Source organism: Vibrio sp. 661 (genome assembly GCF_033339315.1).
Taxonomy (GTDB): Bacteria; Pseudomonadota; Gammaproteobacteria; order Enterobacterales; family Vibrionaceae; genus Vibrio; species Vibrio alginolyticus.
This window is the reverse complement of the sequence record NZ_JAWOUJ010000006.1, coordinates 205,830-227,195: the sequence shown is the minus strand read 5'-3', so window position 1 is coordinate 227,195 and position 21,366 is coordinate 205,830. Positions and strand designations below refer to the sequence as shown.

At 43.8% G+C, this 21,366-nt stretch carries 7 protein-coding genes; 6 read left to right on the top strand and 1 reads right to left on the bottom strand.

Annotation, left to right across the window (positions count from 1 at the left end):
• Positions 1–24 precede the first annotated feature (24 nt).
• Complete coding sequence (locus tag R7P69_RS13830) at positions 25–1,122, top strand: hypothetical protein (RefSeq protein ID WP_065274487.1); 1,098 nt, start codon at positions 25–27, stop codon at positions 1,120–1,122.
• Between the two features lie 162 nt (positions 1,123–1,284).
• Entirely contained in the window at positions 1,285–2,283 is a 999-nt protein-coding gene (locus R7P69_RS13825; protein ID WP_318121615.1) for an HAD family hydrolase, read from the top strand.
• A 107-nt stretch (positions 2,284–2,390) separates the two neighbouring features.
• Here R7P69_RS13825 and R7P69_RS13820 read toward each other — a convergent pair whose 3' ends face one another.
• On the bottom strand, positions 2,391–3,908 hold the full coding sequence (locus R7P69_RS13820) for an arylsulfatase (protein ID WP_033905220.1): 1,518 nt from the start codon (positions 3,906–3,908) through the stop codon (positions 2,391–2,393).
• Positions 3,909–4,155: 247 nt separating this feature from the next.
• On the opposite strand from R7P69_RS13820, the gene R7P69_RS13815 reads away from it, so the two are divergent.
• From R7P69_RS13815 to R7P69_RS13800, 4 genes are all read left to right on the top strand, one after another.
• A complete protein-coding gene (locus R7P69_RS13815) occupies positions 4,156–5,592 on the top strand; it encodes an arylsulfatase (RefSeq protein WP_225455402.1) in 1,437 nt (478 codons plus the stop codon).
• Positions 5,593–5,744: 152 nt separating this feature from the next.
• Positions 5,745–17,885 (top strand): Ig-like domain-containing protein, encoded by a 12,141-nt coding sequence (locus R7P69_RS13810; protein WP_318121614.1) that lies wholly within the window; start codon positions 5,745–5,747, stop codon positions 17,883–17,885.
• On the top strand, positions 17,882–20,053 hold the full coding sequence (locus R7P69_RS13805) for a type I secretion system permease/ATPase (RefSeq protein ID WP_238855375.1): 2,172 nt from the start codon (positions 17,882–17,884) through the stop codon (positions 20,051–20,053). The genes R7P69_RS13810 and R7P69_RS13805 overlap by 4 nt, the downstream gene beginning before the upstream one ends.
• Positions 20,050–21,363: an HlyD family type I secretion periplasmic adaptor subunit gene (locus R7P69_RS13800; protein WP_021033865.1), complete on the top strand. Its 1,314-nt coding sequence runs from the start codon at positions 20,050–20,052 to the stop codon at positions 21,361–21,363. The genes R7P69_RS13805 and R7P69_RS13800 overlap by 4 nt, the downstream gene beginning before the upstream one ends.
• The last annotated feature ends 3 nt before the right edge of the window (positions 21,364–21,366 follow it).

Genomic DNA, 21,366 nt, shown 5'->3' with positions numbered 1-21,366 from the left:
AAATGAAAGAATATAGGTTATTGAATGCAAAAAATTAAGCTGCTCTCTAAATCATTACTCGTGATCTCGATCGGCATTGCTGCGAGTCAAACAGCAGTGGCACAAGAAACAACATTGCTAGACCCAGACCAGGTATCGCCGACAACGGTTGTCACTCCACAAGAAGCTCAAATGACACCGGCGCAACGAGTCGAAAAGCTGTCTTATGATGCGCAAAATAAAAAGTTGTCTTCAGAAAAACGTATTGATGCTTTACGTGAGTTAGCCAACTATCCAAGCCAAAATGCATTGGTTGCAGTTGCCCGTGGGTTGCAGGATGAAGATGCAGGTATTCGCGAAGCTGCGATCGTGGGAGCACAGCCATATATGATTGAGCACCGTTGGCGTTTGATTTCACCATTATTGAGTGATGACGCCGCCATGGTGCGAATTACAGCAGCGATTAACCTCGTTCGAGATTACGCCAATTTGAGTTCGGAGCAACAGCAGTCACTTGAGGGGCCTGTTTCAGAGCTGACAGCACACTTGTCCAGTAAGAACGATAATGTTTCCAAGTTATTACTTGCAGACGTTTACCGTTGGCATCGTGATTGGGATAAAGCGGCGCTGATATACCCAGAGTTAACTAAGCTTGAGCCAAACAACCCTCAAGTTTGGTTAAGCTATGCAGACAACTTCCGAGCGCAACAGCTAGACCAAAAAGCTATCAACGTGCTTGACGAGGGTATCAAGCTAAATTCAGAAGATGCCTCGCTGCATTATTCTAAATCTCTCGCTTTGGTTAGATTAGACAAAAAGAAAGAAGCGGCGTTTGAAATAGACAAAGCTGCGACGATGGCAAAGACGAACAGTTACTTTTGGTACTTAAATGGTGTTCTGCAAGAAGAGTTAGACTTGAAGAAGTCTGTCAACGCTTTTGAGCAAGCGTATTTGATATCCGGTGCTCCAGAACAATTGTATGCCGTGTGTGACATCTATGTTAGATACGGCAACCCTAAAACGGATGACTGTTTAACAGAGCTAACGAAGGTCGCTCCCGACTATGTTATTGAAGAGCTCAATCAGAAAAAGGGACGTAAAAGTGCCCCTACATCAGTTGAAGCCAATGAATTTAAACTCTAATCGTTAAATTCCATGTTTCTATTTTAATAAAATAGTGGACTAGATTAGTGACATTGTCACTTTTTGGTGGCCGTTGCATATTTCAGTTCAATATGCGCCTGTTTCAATTGAACTATACTTTTGATTGGATTCGCACCTAGCACCTCAATATAAGGAATTAAGATGGCTATAAAGTTAAAGACGATTGTCTTAGCAACAGGTTTTGCTCTGTCTAGTTACGCTGTTGCTGCTGATATGCAAGATCCACTTCCGTCATGGAACAACACTGACGCTAAGCAAGCTATTATGGCGTTTGTTACGAAAACAACGACCCAAGGTTCGGATTCCTATGTTCCTGAAAGCCAACGAATCGCGACGTTTGATAATGATGGAACACTTTGGGCAGAAAAGCCTGTTTATCTACAGTTGTTTTTTGCGATCGATAGAGTAAAAGAAATGGCCTCTGAGCATCCTGATTGGAAGACAACCGAACCCTTTGCTTCCGCATTAAAAGGTGACATGGAGAGGATTGGTAAACAAGGACTCGAAGGTGTAATGAAGCTTGTTATGGCAACCCATTCTGGAATGTCTACTGAACAGTTTCATCAAGAAGTTAAGGAATGGTTGAAAACGGCTGTCCATCCAACAACGGGTAGACCATACACTGAAATGGTCTATCAACCTATGCTCGAACTGCTCGACTATTTAAGAGCGAACGACTATCAGACCTACATCGTTTCTGGAGGCGGAATTGAATTTATGCGCGTTTGGGCGCCGGAAGTATACGGCATTCCAACGCAAAACATCGTGGGAACGACGTTAAAGGCGGAATATCAAAGTGTTGATGGAAAACCTACCATCCAACGCATGCCGGAAATAGACTTTGTCAATGACAAAGCAGTAAAGCCTGTGACGATTCAAAACTTCATTGGCAAACGTCCGGTAATGGCGTTTGGTAATTCTGATGGTGATTTACAGATGTTAGAGTGGACGAAAGCAGGTTCAGGTCCAAGATTTTCTGCGATTATCCATCACACGGATGACAAGCGTGAATGGGCGTATGATAAAGATTCGCATGTTGGTAAGTTAGATAAATCGTTTAAAGTAGGTGAAGAGCAAGGTTGGCTATTTGTCGATATGAAACAAGATTGGAATCAAGTGTTTAAAGAGAGCACTAAATGATAATCTTTGTTTGACCATAACTTGCTGCAACCAAACAATTGCAACGAAATAAAAGGCCTCACAATTGAGGCCTTAGTTAATTCCACAATAGCTTCGATACCTAGGGTCTAGTTTCTAGGTTGCTGTGTCATTGTTTCTACCACTTTTTCAATACTTAACGAGCTACCTTTCGTTGCAGGGAACTCCTTAAATGTCTCTAGGAACTTACGCACGATAGCTTGAGCAGGAACGAACATCCACATTTGATCAGCGTAAAAATGTCTGACGTAAAGTGCTGCATCTGGACCGACCTCAAATGGATCCATACGAAGGTTTACAATCAAAGGCCAACTAGGTGTTTTGCGGTATGCCTCATTAATGGCACCCTCCATAACACTGAAGTGGATCTTCCAGTCTTTATAACGAACGGCGTTTAAATTACCACCAGCATCGAAGTAAAAGATTTCTTTGCGTGCGCCTTCATCAGCTTTACCAGTCAGCAGATCAAGTTGGTTGTAGCCATCTAAATGTGCTTTAAAGGTTTTGCCCGCTGCTTTATGACCCTTCAATAGTTTTTCTTTCACATCAGGTTCGCCCACAGCTGCTAGTAGAGTTGGCATCCAGTCTTCTTGTGAAAAGATATCGTTGATAACCGTTCCTGGTTTAATGTTTCCAGGCCAGCGTACCATCATCGGAACGCGGAATCCGCCTTCCCAAGTCGTACCTTTTTCGCCCTTGAACGGTGTAGTACCACCATCTGGCCAGGTAAATTTCTCAGCGCCATTATCGGTACTAAAAACAACAATGGTGTTATCTGCTACGCCTAGCTCTTCAAGTTTATCAAGCATGACACCTACTTGATCATCTAGGTCCATCATGCCATCGGCGTATAAGCCGTAACCTGACTTCCCTTGATATTCTTCACTCAAATGTGTCCAGACGTGCATACGGGTTGAGTTATGCCAAATAAAGAATGGTTTGTCTTCTTTTACTGCTTTTTCCATAAAGGCCAAGCTAGCATCCATGAACTCTCGGTCTACGTTTTCCATACGCTTACGAGTAAGGGGACCTGTGTCCTCGATTTTGCCATCCGCAGTCGCCTTCAACACGCCTCGAGGTCCGAATTTTTTACGAAACTCTGGATCTTTTGGATAAAACTCAGACTCAGGCTCTTCTTCCGCGTTTAAATGGTATAGGTTACCAAAGAACTCATCAAACCCATGGTTAGTTGGTAGGTGCTCATCTTGATCACCAAGGTGGTTTTTACCAAACTGACCAGACACATAGCCGTGATTTTTAAGTAACTCTGCGATAGTAGGATCTTTCGATTGAATACCCTCTTTTGCGCCGGGCATACCAATAGTCAATAGACCGGTACGAAACGGATGTTGACCCAGAATAAATGAGGCTCGTCCGGCAGTACAACTCTGTTGTGCGTAAGCGTCTGTGAAAATGGCACCTTCATTGGCGATTTTATCAATGTTAGGAGTCTTCCCTCCCATCATACCATTGTGATACGCACTAATGTTGTATACACCTACATCGTCACCCCAGAACACAAGGATGTTGGGCTTATCGGCAGCAAAGGCTGTGGACGCAGCTAATGTACCGACCAATGCCATTACCTTTTTAATCGAGTTTCGCATGAAAATCCTCCGCGATAAATGAATCCATTATCGTTATATAACGTTACTAATTGTGTTCATCATGGCGAAGTCGAGTTAGATGACACCAAATGAGACAATGTAGTCAGTTGAATATAGTAGAGGTTTTTTGTTGCTTCCAAGTAATCCCTGTTTTTCAAAAATGTTAACTAACATGGACTAGACTTTAGTGTGTTTTAAGTGTGATAAGACGCACTTACAGGATTGAATTTCAATGAAAGGCGACACTATGAAAAATAAACTAGCAACTATCCTGTTTCTATGTATCCCGTTAGAAGTGGTTGCGGAAGAGACACCAAATGTCGTGGTAATGTTGGTTGATAACCTTGGGTGGGGGGAACTAAGTTCCTATGGGAGTACCAGAGGTGTTGAAACTAAAAACTTAGATCAACTTGCTAGAGAAGGTGTACGCCTTACTAATTTTAATGTGGAACCGCAATGCACGCCAACTCGCTCCTCATTCATGACGGGGAGGCGAGCGCTTAGATCTGGGACAGATAAGGTTGTTTGGGGAGTGCCTTACGGTATGGTGAACTGGGAGATAACCATTGCAGAGAAGTTTAAGGAACAAGGATATAACACGAGCCTTTACGGGAAATGGCATTTGGGAGACCAAAAAGGGCGCTTTCCAACGGATCAAGGCTTTGATGAATGGTATGGCATTGCAAATACGACGGATGAGTCAGAATATAGCTCTCAACCCGGTTATAAAGCTATATTACCTAAACCTCAAATCCTTTCAGCTAGAGCAGGGCAGGATCCTAAAGGGGTCAAAGAATATAATTTGGACTCACGTAGAACGATTGACAGTGAGCTAGTTGAACATGCCACAGATTTTATAAATCGAAATGTGAAAGAGAATAAGCCATTTTTCTCTGTAATTACTTTTACTCAACCACATTTACCGACGCTACCTCATCCTGATTTTATTGGTAAAACAGGCAAAGGAAATTACTCAGATGTGTTAGCTGAGATAGATTTTCGAGCTGGGCAAGTTATTGGTGCAATAGAAAAAGCAGGAATTAAAGACAATACACTAGTGATTTGGTTTTCTGACAACGGTCCAGAGTGGCATATGCCATACCAAGGCTCTAGCGGACCATGGCGTGGTGCGTACTTTACGGCTCTTGAAGGCTCTCTCCGAACACCATTTATTGCCTCTTGGCCTAACCACATCAAACCGGGCAGAGTGAGTGATGAAATTATCCATGTTGTGGATCTATTTGCCTCACTTTCTCATGTCGGTGGATACAAATTACCAAGCGATAGAACAATAGATAGTATTGATCAGTGGGCCTTTTTAAAGGGAGATAGTGAAAAGTCTAATCGAGATGGTTTTATCGTTAACAATGGCTCTGAAACCTACGCTTATAAGTGGGAAAATTACAAGATGCACTTTATTGATCAAGATATCATGCCGGAGAAAGGGCGCCCATTACAGATCCCTGAAATATACAATTTGATTGATGACCCTAAAGAGGAGTTTGATTTAAGAAATAATGCCACATGGTTATTTCCTATCATGATAGGAAAGAGAGTAAAGTTTGAATCTTCCGTTGCAACAAGCTGCGATACGATTCCTTTCCCTGCTCCATTTGGATATAAGCCCGATTGTAGCAAGGGGAATTTCAATCAATTTCCAGTGGATGGGTTACGCCAGAAGTAGTTTATCCCAATGGCTCTTTCTCGCATACATGAGGTATGTTTTTGGTTCAATATCTCATTAGAGCCATTTAGGGCCATGTTTTTTCTAGTTTCATTTGAACAGTCATATTCGTCGACCATACTTAAAGTTCGTTGTTTCATATGGGGCGAATTATGCAGCCAATACTCTACATTCAAATCGGTAATGTTCTTTGGGCGGTTTTAAGTGACGGTTCTTGGATCCAAATGTTGCCCAACGAACAATTAGTTCCAGAAGTAGAGGTGGTTGTTCTTAATACTGACATTCTCGATATTGCATTTAATGAAGATACAACAAGTGAGGATGAATCGAGTTCGAATGATCTTTTAATTGCATCTCAAAACGGTATTGAATCCACTTTTAATCAGAGCGTTCGAGATTTTAGTGAGTCTTCTGGTGGGTTAAGTTTTGTTGCCTATATTCGCGCTGTTTTACCTGAGCAACTCGTTTCTAATGGCTATGTTACTAGGCCAGCAGTGCAAGAAAGAGAGAACCCAACTTCTGAGACTCAGGCTCCTGAGCGGTTGAATCCCGATGCTATATTAACGGTGGATATTCTTGATGGCGGCGATGGATACGAAAACCAGTTTGAAGTTCCTAGTGTCACGATTCAAGGTGACGCACTCAAGATAAGCGATGAGTGGCTTGTTACTATCACCATTACCGACAGCCTCAATAATTCCATTACTGTTACAACGACCGTAGAGAATGAGGCGTATACCCTATCAGGCGTTGATCTGTCTTCTCTTGCTGAAGGGCCGCTTACGGTGACTTCTGTGGTTTCTGACATTTATGGCAATAACCTGAACGCCGTCGATACGACCATTAAAGATACGCTTGCAACGGTGAACGTCAATTTTGATGGTGGAGGGGATGAGTATTTAAATCAGTACGAAATCGCGACTACTCGCCTCGAAGGGACGATTGAAAACATTGAAGATGGCCAGCGTATCCAAGTTACGGTAACCGACTCGTTAGGAGCGGTCATAAACTCAGAAACGGTGGTGACTGGTGGAAGTTGGTCTCTGGACGACGTTGACCTTTCTGGATTGTCTGAAGGTACGCTGACCGTTGTTGCTGAGAGTATAGATATAGCGGGCAACCCTGCAACCAGTGAAAACACCATCATCAAAGATACGCTCGCAAGTGTGACGGTGGACGTTGACGATGGCGGAGACGGCTATTTAAACACTGAAGAGCGCCAATCTGTCACTTTGTCAGGGCAAGTCAGTGATGTTGAAAATGGTCAGACGGTTTCTGTCACGGTTCAAGACAGCTTGGGGGCGATGCTCTCGTTCAATGCCGTTGTCGTTGATGGTATGTGGCAAGTCGAAGGGGCGAACTTATCCACGTTAGCCGATGGGGCGTTAACCGTATCTGCCTCCGTGAATGATGTGGCGGGCAACCAAGCGAAAGCGATGGATGAGGCTACGACCATAGATGCCACTGCTCCCACCATTGATATCGATACGGATTTTTATATTAGCGGTGGTCTTGCCATTGATGATTTCCGTGAGGGTATAGTCACGGAAATGAGAGGGACAACCAATGGTGTAGAGCAAGGTCTGGCGGTGACGATTCGGGTAAGTGACGGAGGCAGCACGCTGAATTTTACTGGCCTTGTTGATGCATCAGGTTCGTGGACAGTAACCGGAATTGACGTAAACACTCTCAATCTAAACAGCACGTGGACCATTGAAGCTGAAGTGTTGGATGCCGCCGGCAACCATGCGGTCGATACCATGCCGACAATAGTGCTACCCGGTTCAACGGTATTTTCTGAAAACATCGTTGGATTTTTTGGTGAGCAAAGCAGCTCGGCAGCCATCAACATAGAAAATGGTGTGCCAGCACTGCATGCAGAGCAGCCAAGTTTGAGCGCGCTTACATCGGTCGGTCAATCTATTAATGTTGTTGTTGCAGAAGGTGGGTTGAGCTTACAAGGAACATCGACCGACGACCGATTAGTTTTCTCAGCAGAAGTCAATGATGATGGTACGGTTCAAATTACTTTTTATGAAGCGATTGATCATGGTGTAGGTCAAGATGAGCTGGTGACTAACGTATTGGTTGAAAGCACTCAAAGTGATGCTGATGGTACACAAGAAACGGTTGTGGCCCCCCTAGAAATCGCCATCCTTGATGCCGATCCAGTGATCGCAAATGAGTCATATAGTGTAACCGAAGGCCAAGTCATTTCTGGCAATGTACTGGAGAATGACATTGATATTGATGGTGACTTGTACATTCGATATGTCAGAGCCGGAGGAGAGATCCAGTCTGTCCCTGATGGTGGCTCAGTAAGTTTTAGTCTAGAGAAGGGTGAATTAACCGTATTTTCAGATGGCTCTTGGCAGTTGAATGCCAGTCGCAACTTAGATCACACGGTTGAGCAAAGTCTCGTTTTTGATTATCTCGCAGCCGATGATTCAAAAGATTACGGTGTAGCAACCGCAACTATCGACATTATAGATGGCCAAGCGGGTTATGTAGGCAGCGCTACTATAAACACAGCAGAAGTACCTCTGGGAGAGGCATTATTAACCACCGAAGGCAGTGTTAATGTGATTGCTGGCTCTGATAACCCTGATCCGACTAGTTTGTATTTTGGTGGGGCATCCATTACTAAGTTAGAGGCATTAGGGCTTACAAGCTCAGTCTCTGATAATGAGCTTAGCTACACGTTAAGTTCCAGTGGAAAGCAAATCACAGCATTTGCCAATGGTGTCACTGTATTTACGTTAACATTGAGTGGCATTGAGTCGGGTAACGATGTACTAGCTTCAATTTCGCTTACTCTTGATCATCCTATCGATCAATTCAATAGTAGTGATACGGTCACTTTCCCGTTGACCATTGGAGGGACAGATCTAGACTCCACACCGCTTGTAGAGAATGAAATTGATTTCGTGTTGAAAGATGGTGTTGATCCTACGTTGAGCAACTTGACTGTTGTTGCAATGGAGGAGATTAATCTAGAAAGTGGGACAATCTTTAAGACTGGGAGCCTTCAACTCGATATCGGGAGTGATTATGTTGACTCTCTTCGATTTAGCGAATTAAACCAGCCCACATTAGTGAGTAGTGAAAGTGAGTTGCTTTACCGTCTGTCTGATGACGGTACGACAATTACTGGCTATATCTTAGAAGGTGGGGTGGAAGTAAATATTTTTCAATCGAAACTATTATCCACATTACCTTTAGAGTCGAGTAGTGAAATAGAGTATTCCTTTGAATTATATCGCTCTTTCGATCTGTCAAAAGATCAAATCCTGGATATACCATTGTTAGTTAATGCAACAGATTCAGACGGTGACACCACCTCGGTAACATTGGATATTACCTTAGAGGCAATAGAAGGTTTGAACGATGATGCCTCTTTAACGGTGGATATTCTTGATGGCGGTGATGGATACGAAAACCAGTTTGAAGTTCCTAGTGTCACGATTCAAGGTGACGCACTCAAGATAAGCGATGAGTGGCTTGTTACTATCACCATTACCGACAGCCTCAATAATTCCATTACTGTTACAACGACCGTAGAGAATGAGGCGTATACCCTATCAGGCGTTGATCTGTCTTCTCTTGCTGAAGGGCCGCTTACGGTGACTTCTGTGGTTTCTGACATTTATGGCAATAACCTGAACGCCGTCGATACGACCATTAAAGATACGCTTGCAACGGTGAACGTCAATTTTGATGGTGGAGGGGATGAGTATTTAAATCAGTACGAAATCGCGACTACTCGCCTCGAAGGGACGATTGAAAACATTGAAGATGGCCAGCGTATCCAAGTTACGGTAACCGACTCGTTAGGAGCGGTCATAAACTCAGAAACGGTGGTGACTGGTGGAAGTTGGTCTCTGGACGACGTTGACCTTTCTGGATTGTCTGAAGGTACGCTGACCGTTGTTGCTGAGAGTATAGATATAGCGGGCAACCCTGCAACCAGTGAAAACACCATCATCAAAGATACGCTCGCAAGTGTGACGGTGGACGTTGACGATGGCGGAGACGGCTATTTAAACACTGAAGAGCGCCAATCTGTCACTTTGTCAGGGCAAGTCAGTGATGTTGAAAATGGTCAGACGGTTTCTGTCACGGTTCAAGACAGCTTGGGGGCGATGCTCTCGTTCAATGCCGTTGTCGTTGATGGTATGTGGCAAGTCGAAGGGGCGAACTTATCCACGTTAGCCGATGGGGCGTTAACCGTATCTGCCTCCGTGAATGATGTGGCGGGCAACCAAGCGAAAGCGATGGATGAGGCTACGACCATAGATGCCACTGCTCCCACCATTGATATCGATACGGATTTTTATATTAGCGGTGGTCTTGCCATTGATGATTTCCGTGAGGGTATAGTCACGGAAATGAGAGGGACAACCAATGGTGTAGAGCAAGGTCTGGCGGTGACGATTCGGGTAAGTGACGGAGGCAGCACGCTGAATTTTACTGGCCTTGTTGATGCATCAGGTTCGTGGACAGTAACCGGAATTGACGTAAACACTCTCAATCTAAACAGCACGTGGACCATTGAAGCTGAAGTGTTGGATGCCGCCGGCAACCATGCGGTCGATACCATGCCGACAATAGTGCTACCCGGTTCAACGGTATTTTCTGAAAACATCGTTGGATTTTTTGGTGAGCAAAGCAGCTCGGCAGCCATCAACATAGAAAATGGTGTGCCAGCACTGCATGCAGAGCAGCCAAGTTTGAGCGCGCTTACATCGGTCGGTCAATCTATTAATGTTGTTGTTGCAGAAGGTGGGTTGAGCTTACAAGGAACATCGACCGACGACCGATTAGTTTTCTCAGCAGAAGTCAATGATGATGGTACGGTTCAAATTACTTTTTATGAAGCGATTGATCATGGTGTAGGTCAAGATGAGCTGGTGACTAACGTATTGGTTGAAAGCATTCAAAGTGATGCTGACGGTACACAAGAGACGGTTGTGGCACCGTTAACGATTACTATTTATGACTCTGATCCGGTGATTAGAGATGACACATACTCAGTCTTAGAAGATCAAACAATTACGGGCAATCTACTTGAAAATGATATTGATCTTGATGGAACACTTTATGTGAAATTTGTAGAGGCTGGCGGGGAGCAGAAGTCAATTCTAGAGGGGGGATCCGTAAGTTTTAGTTTAGAAAAAGGCGAATTAACCGTATTTTCTGATGGCTCTTGGCAGTTTGATGCAGGTCGAAACCTAGATCATTCGGTCGAGCAAAGTGTTTCTTTCAGCTATTTAGCTGCAGATGACTCCCAAGACTATGGCTTGGCTAACGCGACCATTGACATTACTGATGGACAAGCAGGTTACGTAGGCAATGCGACTATAGACGTAACAGAAGTCCCTTTGGATGGCCCGATATTGAACTTTGAAGGAACTGTCAATATTGTCGCGGGATCTGACAATCCGGATCCGAGTAGTTTGTATTTCGGTGGGTCATCTATTACTAAGTTAGAAGCATTAGGGCTTACAAGCTCAGTCTCTGATAATGAGCTTAGCTACACGTTAAGTTCCAGTGGAAAGCAAATTACAGCATTTGCGAATGGTGTCACTGTATTTACGTTAACATTGAGTGGCGTTGAGTCGGGTAACGATGTATTAGCTTCAATTTCACTTACTCTTGAGCACCCTATCGATCAATTCAATAGCAGTGATACGGTAACCTTCCCGTTGACCATTGGTGGCGTAGATTTAGATGCCACACCGCTTGTAGAGAATGAAATTGATTATGTTCTAAAGGATGGCACAGACCCAACTTTAAATAATTTGAATGGGGTAGAAGTAAAAGAATTTGATCTCGCAAATGGAAGTGTGTTGAGCTCAGGGAATTTTCAAGTTGAGGTTGGCAGTGATTACCTCGAATCTTTGTCGTTCATCGTCTCTGAACAACCCTTGTTGACGAGTGGTGAACAAGTTGTGCTTTATCAAGTCTCTGCGGATGGCAAAACACTTGATGGTTATATTCTTGACGAAGATGGGCAAACTCAGATTCCCATCTTTCAAGCTACCCTCAATGCTTCATTACCTATTGATGCAAATAGCGACATTACCTACTCCTTTGAGCTTTTTCAGGCTCTCGACCAACAAGAAAATACTGATCCAAACGTACCTCTCGTTGTTACTGCAATCGACTCAGACCAAGATAACACGTCGGTCGTTTTAGACATTAATGTTATAGATAACGACAATGGACAAGCGCTAATCAATAGTGGCAATGTCGAGTTAACCGAAACACCTGTCGATACAAACATTGCTCCTGATGGGGTTTCAGCCATAGCGAATACGGATGTGATAGTTACGTCATCATTCGATCCGATTGTGTATCTGGGTGTTGACATAAATGATGGAGATACTGTCAAAACTACACTTGGTGATGCTGTTACTTATAACGGAGAGGCTGTCACTTGGTACGATAACAATGATGGAAGCTTTGACGCAATTTCAGACACTGGAGACGTTGTATTTAGGGTCACGTTACCTAGTGACTTCTCTTTGCCATCAAATGATACGTCTACCGTTAATGTAACTGTAGAGCTTTATCACTCGCTTGACCATGTTTTAGGTGATGGGACGCAATTGTCGATCTCTATGCCCATCGTGGCGAGAGATTCTGATGGAAGCGAGATCTCTACGGAGTCCAACATACTGGTCTATGATGGCTTGTTTCCGGAACTAGTAATTACAGAGGGAATCACAGTCAATGAAAGCGGGTTGAATGATGATTCGCTTGATTCTGGCATCGAGGGCTCGTCACCATCCATTACGCTATTACAAGGTTCAGACTCTATCGCCAGTGTGAGCGTGAATATCGATATGTTCAATGCGCTCGGCTATAAAACAAGTAGTGGTAGCCTGGTTTCGCTTGATTCACCGGACTCGAATGGTTGGTTATATGCAAGAGATGAAAGCGAGCAAGACGTCTTTAGAATTAGATTTAATACCGATGGGACTGTCGAGTTTGATCTATACCGTGCACTTGAACACGATGAACCTGACGGTGTTCCAGCGGACGAGAACACATTAGAACTCAGTTTTTCAATTTATGCCGTTGATAAGGATGGCGACCAGTCTGAAGCTGAGACATATACCGTTAGTGTAGTAGATGATATCCCTGAAGACACAAGCTCACCAATAGAAATTGAACTTACCGAGGGGGATGAGTTTTCGGGAAACTGGTTTAGCAATAATGCCGACTTAATCAGTTCAGATGGCACGTTGATTTCAAGTTTGACCTATGCAGGTGAAACATACGATACGGCGAGTTCGGTATTTAGCAATGATGCTTGGACCATCGATTTAATCAATAGTAGTGATGGTAACTTAAAATATGGAACGCTGACTATTGCTCAAGATGGGACATTTACGCTAACTACCGAGCTTATTGTTAATACGCCTGTAGGTGGTTTGCTTGATGATCTAACGATAACTGTGACGGATGCAGACGGTGACCAAGCAAGCAGTGAAGCTCAATTAATTCTTGATGATGCTAGGGGCTTTATTCGAACCGTTAATGTAGATACGTTAGAAGATAATGGCGCGAATAATAGTGGAGACCCTACGCCAGTCGCGTTACCGATTAGAGTTTCTCCTGGGGATACGGAGAATAATGAGCGTGTTGAAGCGATAAGGATCTCTGTTGAATCTCTACAAGGAGGGGCTCTGTTTTTAGACGGAGCGCGCCTTGAAGATGATGATAATGACGGATTTATTAGTCTTTCTGGTACAGAGCTAATGGGGGTGGGTATATTCACTGTTCCAAATGGTGATCTCACTTATCAACCAGCACTAAACCTGTCGGGCAACACTATCAAAGTTTCGTTAGCAGTGTCTGCATTAATCGTATCTGATGTCGAACCAGATGGTTTTGTATTACAAGGCAATAACACGTTAAATGTTAACGTTTTACCGGTTGCAGATTTGCCAGAGTGGTCTAATGATTCGGACTTTTCTTATCAAAGTGTTGAAGATTCCGCTGAATCACTTTCACTCAATATTGTTGCTGAAAAGTTTGACCAAGACGGTTCTGAAACGCTCCACTACCAAATTTCGAATATTCCAGATGGACTTATATTAACACTTAACGGAAGTGCTATTGAGGAAGGGAAAGCGTATAGCCAATCCGAGTTAGATCAAATTGAAATCACATCTAACGAAAACTTAGCCGGAAGATTTACTTTTGATGTAACGGCAGTAACGACTGAATCGGGTAGTGTGTTTGCCGATGAGCAAGATAAAACAGCGGAGATCACTGAGCAAGTTGTTATCGATATATCTCCAGATGCCGATGTGCCTACGCTGACCGTTAAAAACATTCAGTGGCTTGAAGACCAAGCGATTGACTTAAAAGATTACATCCTAGGGCGGCTCACTGACACAGATGGCTCGGAGTCTCTTTCTTATCGCATAGAAGTTCAAGATGGTTGGACATTGCCTGTCGGAGCTGGGATTACGCTTATCGGTATTAATACCTACCTAGTGACCTCCAATGTTCTAGCCAATTCAGAGGCGTTACTTCAACCAAAATCGGATATCAGCTCATTTACTGAATCTCTATCCCTTCAAGTAACCGCCATTTCAACAGAGTCGACTATTGATGGCTTAGCACCTCTTAATGAAACCGCCGAGAGCCAATCTGCAACCATTGACATTAAGCTAAAAGGCGTGGTCGATGAACCAATTGTCCTAGATGGTGGACAGGGGAATTGGCAATATGATCAAGCGACTAAAGTAATTAGTAATCTCTCTACGTTAGACGAAGATAACCTGATACAACTGGATTTTATCATCCAGACATCAGACGACGATCTATCAGAAGAAATTAATATCTTGCTTCAGAACATCCCTTTGGGAACACAACTGACAGATGTAAATGGTGACCCTATTGCTCTTCCAATTGCTTACGTGGACCCAATAACGGGGCCAGTTTATCAGGTCTCAAACGCTGTTCTTGAAAACACTTACCTCAAAACAGAGCAAGATTTTAGTGGAACACTGAGCATGGATGTTATCGTCGTTTCAACAGAGCCGGATGGTGATTCTGCTGAAACCCCTCTTAAAGTGGAAATGGAAATCTCACCTATTGTTGATCAAACTGACGGTCAAGAATTACAAAGCAATGGTATTGAGGACAATTTCATCACACTAAATCTTGAGCCTGTCATTAATCAAGATATAGATTCTAGTGAGTCCTTGACAGGATACACCATTGTATCCATTCCAGATGGCTTAACGCTTTACTTTGATGGTAATGCAGTAGAGGAAAGTAACTTACCGTTAGAACTCAATGAACTACTTGATGGTAGCTCGGCAACATTATCTGAGTTGTTAAACAGTGGAAGAATCACTGTAAAAGCTAATGAAGACCTAAGTGGGACATTTAGCCTGGAAGTTCAGTACGAAGTGACAGACACGTCTCCGACGATGGAGACTGATGTAAAGGCAATCCATGGCTCTTTGAGCGTCGTGGTTTCTGGCAAAGTGGATATTGGTAATGAAGATATTGACAAAACACGTTTAGAAGGTGCGACTGAAGTATTCACAAGTACCGATGGGTCTGCTGTCGACGTGAGTGGAGGCATTACATTTACAGAAGCGGATATTGATGGTTCAGAGTATCTCGATTACATCGTTTTACAGATACCGCAGGGTCAAGACCTCATTGTTACTCATCCGAACGGTGCTTCTCAAGATGCCGATGGGAACTGGCTGATTCCAATGGAAGGAATCACAAGTGATAGCGTGTTGGAAACCGCTCAAGATTTGCTTGCTGGCGCATCGATTTATAGCCCATCTAACACAGAGATACTTGATGTGAATGTGTTAGCGTATGTTCGAGATGGAACGGATGCCCAATACATCACAGGCCAGTTCCAAATTCAAATTACTGGCCATGAAGGAGATGGAGACCAGTGTGCAGATCCTGGTGAACCAGGAAGCGTTCAAAGTGGGGATATTGTAGGTAAAGAAGGTGAAGATGTCTCAATTGGGGCGTTTTTAAACCCTGATGTGGCGAGTAGTGATGGTAACTTAGTTTCCTTCTTTGTCGCCGCAGATTCTTTACCTGAAGGAGTCGAGCTTACTGGCGAAGGTGTGATACCTGCTTATGATAATGCGGGCAATCTGTTGGGTTATTCAATTTCTAGCGCTGGATTGTCTTCCTTGACGCTTACTGGCGTGGATGAGGACTTTGCTGGTTGCATTACTTTCAATTTAGAAGTGACAGAAACGGCCCCATGCGATGGTGACTCGAAAACAACCTCTCAGACCATTACGGTACAAATCTCTCCTGTTGTCGATGATATCGCGATAGCACCAAGCCAAGTTACGGTTCAAGAAGATACTATAACCAACCTGAATCTTGCTCTTGTATTGGGCGATAGTGAAGGGCCAATGCAGTCCATTACTGGAGAAGGTGACGCAGCGACTGGCCTTGAAAGTGTCAATTGGGTTTCTTTATCGGTGTCTGACGAGAATGCGCGGTTTACTGCCGTGGACCCGAGCCTACTCATTGACAACGGTGATGGAACATGGGTAGTGACAGATGTTACGCGTCTAAACGAAATTCAGTTAATCCCACCTGAAAACTACAGTGGAGAGCTTGTTATTTCCGTTGACGCAAACATTACTGATGAAGTCACGGGAAGTTGTTTAAGTACTGACAGTGCGAAAGATACTCAAACTAAATCAACAGAAGTTACCGTTACCATTGCCCCAGTGGTTGATAAAGCGGTTCTGGAAACAGAAGACGTAGTTGGTAATGAAGATAATTATATTTATTTAGGAAACTTATCTGCATCATTAATCGATCAAGATGGTTCTGAGTCGATGTCTTTGGTCATGACAGGAGTGCCAGACGGAGCCGTGTTGGTTTGGGACAATAATGGGACGTTCGAATTACTCCCTGATAACGGTTCAACGGATGGTGAGAGCAAGGAGTGGCAGCTAACTCAAGCACAACTTGATAAGGTTTACTTTCTACCGCCACTAGATTTTAGTGGGGATATTTCATTAACACTGCAAGCTATTACCCAAGAGTCTGGATCAAACGACTATAACTATACCACTTCTCAGTTCAACGTCGGCGTAAAACCGATTGGCGATGATGTATCGTTGAATACAACCTCTAACACGTTCACTGGAGATGAAGGTGATTCCATTTCGATTGACTTTTTAGCGAGCGGTTTTGAAACAAATAGCAACGAATATATAGAAGTGTCGATGTTGATCAAAGCAAGCTCTGAACCCTCTGCATTGGAAGGCTTAGGTAGGATTCGTATTGGAACTCAATTCTCATCCTCTACCTTCGATGACGCGGGCAATGCCGTGGCGACGGTATTAGTGCGAGCAAATGAAGTGTCAGGTTTGGAGTTCATTCCGAAGGATGCATTTGGAACGATGGATGTTGCTCTCAATGTTAGAACGTTTGATCAAGCGATAGTGTCAGAGACACTCGAAACCGATTTTGGAGATGTGCAAACTACCGATCTAACCATTGTTGTTACCCCTGAAGCTGATGAGCCAACACTAACGGCCGATTATCAGTCTATTGTGTCTGAAGCGTCTGGGAGTATTCCTTTGGGGTTGAGCATGAATTTAGTCAATCCTGCACCCGAAGAGTTTGGAAGTGTGGAGATTCGCGGATTACCAACAGATCTAGAGTTGAGTCATGGTGAAAGATTGAACGGCATTTATGCTGTTGATCAAGAGGATGTCGCTGATCTTTCCATCGTTGGCGGGTTTAGCGGTGCAAGTGATTTTACGTTGTCGATAAAACCGATTGCAACACTGGGTGCTACAGTCGCAGAAGGTGCTGCTCAGACAGTCAATGTTACCTTAGTGGAAGAAGGGGGCCAAACATTACTTGCGACAGATGCTAATGATTTGCTTATTGGAGGAAGTGGCAGCGATGTATTCCAGTTTGACAGTTCAGGGCTCGGTAACGAGTTAAAGCCCTCGTACGATGTGATCAACGATTTCCAAATATCCGCTGTTGGTGATGATAATGACACAATTGACATTGCCTCGATAATCACCGCTACCTCGATAACAGAAGTCGATAATAAGCTCGATTTAACAGAGAATGATGATGGCGTAACGCTTCACATAAAACCAGAAGAGACGGGGACAAAACAACAGATTCTTATGCAGGGCGTCACTCTTGATCAGCTTTACAAAGGTGACTCGACTGGCGTAGCCGAAGAAAATGTCTTACAGAAGATGATTGATGACAACAACTTGCTAGTAGGTGGTATGTCATGAAGCATCACTCATCCTCATCAAGTGAGCTGACTAACGATCCTTGGGGGCAATCGTTAACTTGGTTGATGCGTTATTTTGAGGTTAGACACCATACAAAAAAGGTGCTTTCTGGATTACCTCTTGTTGAGGGTAGATTGGATAGTGACTTATTCATCAGAGCCGCTGAGCGAGCCGATCTTGAACTCACATTAATCGATTTAAAATCCACCGCAATGTTGAGCTTTCCATTGGTGGTAATCAATAGGAAGACGTTACAACCCGCTATTATATCTGAGCGACATAACAGCGATTATCAAGTCACGTTATTTAGTGAAGATCAAGGTGAAACGCAATACGTCACGAGCGAGGAGCTGCATAATCAATTCCAGCCTCAAGCATGGCAAGTTTCTATGCGTCCAGAGCTGGACAAACGGATAAGTTCTATTCAAGCGGATTATAATGAACATTGGCTTTTCGCCGTAGTGAAAGAAATGTCTCCGTGGTATCGAGATCTTTTGATTGCCTCTTTCCTTATCAATACGCTAGCGCTAGTTATTCCGCTTTTCACTATGAACGTTTACGATCGTGTAGTGCCTAATCAAGCTTTCAGTACATTATGGGTTTTGGTCGCTGGTGTCTCCGTCATCATTATTTTTGATTGGCTATTGCGTAAAGCAAGGGGAGTTGTCACTGATACCGCGGGTAAGTACATCGATAACAAGCTTTCTTCGATACTTTTTTCTAAAGTTATGGGGATGAAACTTGAACACCGTCCTGCATCAGTCGGTGCATTCGCTCGACAACTACAAGATTTTGATAGTGTTCGCGATTTTTTTACTTCTGCATCTCTTGTGACCTTAGTTGATCTCCCATTTACGTTGTTATTTTTAGTCTTAATAGGTTGGCTAGGTGGGGCAATGATGTTCATACCTATTGCCGTCATGTTTATCCTGCTGATCCTTGGCTTTGCGGTAAAAGCAAAAATAGAACAATCACATACGGAAAGTGCTGCACTATCCATGAAGCGACAAGCTCACTTGTTTGATTCATTGTCCTCTTTAAAAGAGATTAAGCAAAATAACGCTACGGGAGAAGCACAAAAGCGTTGGGAGCAAACGGTATCCATGCTTTCTGATTGGCAAAATCAATCGCGAAACTATTCGAATATCGTTGCTTACTCCATTCAATCTAGCCAGCAGATAATTACCGTAATGTTACTTGTAACAGGCGTGTACAGAATTTCTGAGGGATTGCTCAGCATGGGGGGGCTCATTGCTATTGTCATGCTTAGCGGTCGTGCTGCAGGGGCGATTAACCAGTTAGCTATGCTGTTACTTCGCTATCAACAGACAAAAACAGCGGTTGAAGGCTTAAATTCTATCATGTCTTTACCTCAGGAGGTGCAACGCAGTCAGGTCATTACGTCTGCCGAATTTACAGGGAATATACGTTTAGAAAACGTGAGCTTCCAATACCCAGATGTTGATATGCCATGTTTGAGAGATATTAATCTTACTATCAAGCAAGGCGAACGCGTTGGCGTTATTGGTAGTGCAGGAGCAGGAAAGTCTACACTCCTTTCTATTATTACCAATCAACTCAGTGCCTTACAGGGTAGCGTTTATTTTGATGACATTGACAGTCAGCTTTGGCCCGCCGAATTGATAAGAGAGAAAACGGGTTGGGTTGGCCAAGATTCGCATCTTATATACGGCAGCATTATGGAAAACATAGTATTAGGACATCATGTTATTGATCAAGAACGTTTACGCCGTGCGATAGAATTATCGGGTTTGAACCAGTACATGAGCCGCCTTCCTCATGGTCTAGAAACGCAAGTCGGAGAAGGAGGGCGTTATTTGTCGGGGGGGCAAAGGCAAGCTGTAGCGATTTCAAGAGCGTTTTATCGAAACCCTGCAGCATTAATTTTAGACGAGCCAACCAGTTCCTTAGACCAGCCAGCTGAGAATGCGTTGTTTAATGCTCTTAAATCGTTGCCGCACTCGACGACGATGATTATTAGCTCTCATAAACATTCCTTATTATCGCTTTGTGATCGAATTGTTGTGCTTGATAAAGGCACAATTTTGAGGGAAGGAGCGCCCCAAGAAATTTTTGCTAAACAACAGTCTAACGCGAAAACGAACAGAGTACGCGCAGTATCAATTGTACGCGAAGGAGGTCAATGATGAGCACAGTTCGTTGGAGTAATGCTCATTTAGCAAACCGTTCGAGAACGTTGATTTGGTTGTCTGCCGCGTTAGTGCTAAGTGTGATTATTTGGGCCTCGTGGGCGAGGTTAGACGAAGTGGTTGTCGGCGAAGGAAAGGTTGTTCCTACTTTGTCTGTTCAGACGATTCAGAGCTTAGAGGGAGGCATTCTAAAGGAGTTACTTGTCATGCCTGGTGAAAGCGTCACTAAGGGGCAAACCATCGCTATTCTGGATGATACAAGGTTTAAGTCGACCTATTCGGAGACCTCTGAACAAGTTGAATCTTTGCTCGCCAGAAAGCAGAGGCTTCAAATTGAATTAGAAACGGTAAAAGTGAATAGCCTCCAACTGGATTGGAAACAACAAGTGAGTATCGAGCCTCAGCCATTTGATATTTCGATGACCGGCCACTCTGCCTATCTGAATGCCAAAGCAAACTATCTTGAGCGGTTGAGCCAACTGGAGTCTGAGCTGGAGGAGGCTAAATTGCGAATTGAGCAACAATCGCAAGCTTATCTAGATACCTTGAATACCATTCAAACACTAAAAAGCAGTCTGGTTATTGTCTCGAAAGAGCGAGATATGTTGAGAGAGGTGGTTTCTAGTGGCGCGGTGGCTGAAGTGGAATTATTAAAACTGAATAGAGACGTTATAAAGCTCAAAGGAGACATCGCGAGTTCACAAGCTGCTGCCCAAAAGCAAAGGGCTGTGTATTCTGAATCCATCGCAGATTATCGTGGTACTGCGCTTGCTTTTAGGGCAGAGGCACAAGGGCAGCTCAATGAAGTTGTGACGCAACTAGCGCAGCTCAATGAAAGTCGTCAGGCGATTGCGGATCAGTTGAATCGAACGCAGTTACTTTCTCCGGTCGATGGAACCATCAAAGATGTTTTTGTCAGAACCATCGGAGGTGTGGTTAAGCCGGGTGAGCCTATTTTAGAAATAGTCCCTCGTAATAGCACGTTAATCGTTGAAGCGAGAATTTCTCCTCAGAATATCGCCTTCATAAGGCCTGGCCTGCCGGCAACGGTAAAGTTGTCTGCCTATGACTTTGTCATTTACGGAGGCCTAGAAGGAGAAGTGACCTACGTAAGCGCCGATGCACTTCAAAATGAAGAGGGCAATGCCTACTACCGTGCCAACGTTACTTTCAAGGTTGATGATAAGTTTACGATCATCCCGGGAATGCAGGTTGTGGTAGACATTCTTACAGGAGAAAAAACAGTACTGAATTATTGGTTAAAACCTATATTACGTGCGAAAGAGAATTCGCTCAGAGAAAGATAGACA

Bases quoted from the DNA above. Each gene is read 5' to 3' on its own strand.
- R7P69_RS13830 (WP_065274487.1), top strand. From the start codon at position 25: ATGCAAAAAATTAAGCTGCTCTCTAAATCATTACTCGTGATCTCGATC.
- R7P69_RS13825 (WP_318121615.1), top strand. From the start codon at position 1,285: ATGGCTATAAAGTTAAAGACGATTGTCTTAGCAACAGGTTTTGCTCTG.
- R7P69_RS13820 (WP_033905220.1), bottom strand. From the start codon at position 3,908: ATGCGAAACTCGATTAAAAAGGTAATGGCATTGGTCGGTACATTAGCT.
- R7P69_RS13815 (WP_225455402.1), top strand. From the start codon at position 4,156: ATGAAAAATAAACTAGCAACTATCCTGTTTCTATGTATCCCGTTAGAA.
- R7P69_RS13810 (WP_318121614.1), top strand. From the start codon at position 5,745: ATGCAGCCAATACTCTACATTCAAATCGGTAATGTTCTTTGGGCGGTT.
- R7P69_RS13805 (WP_238855375.1), top strand. From the start codon at position 17,882: ATGAAGCATCACTCATCCTCATCAAGTGAGCTGACTAACGATCCTTGG.
- R7P69_RS13800 (WP_021033865.1), top strand. From the start codon at position 20,050: ATGATGAGCACAGTTCGTTGGAGTAATGCTCATTTAGCAAACCGTTCG.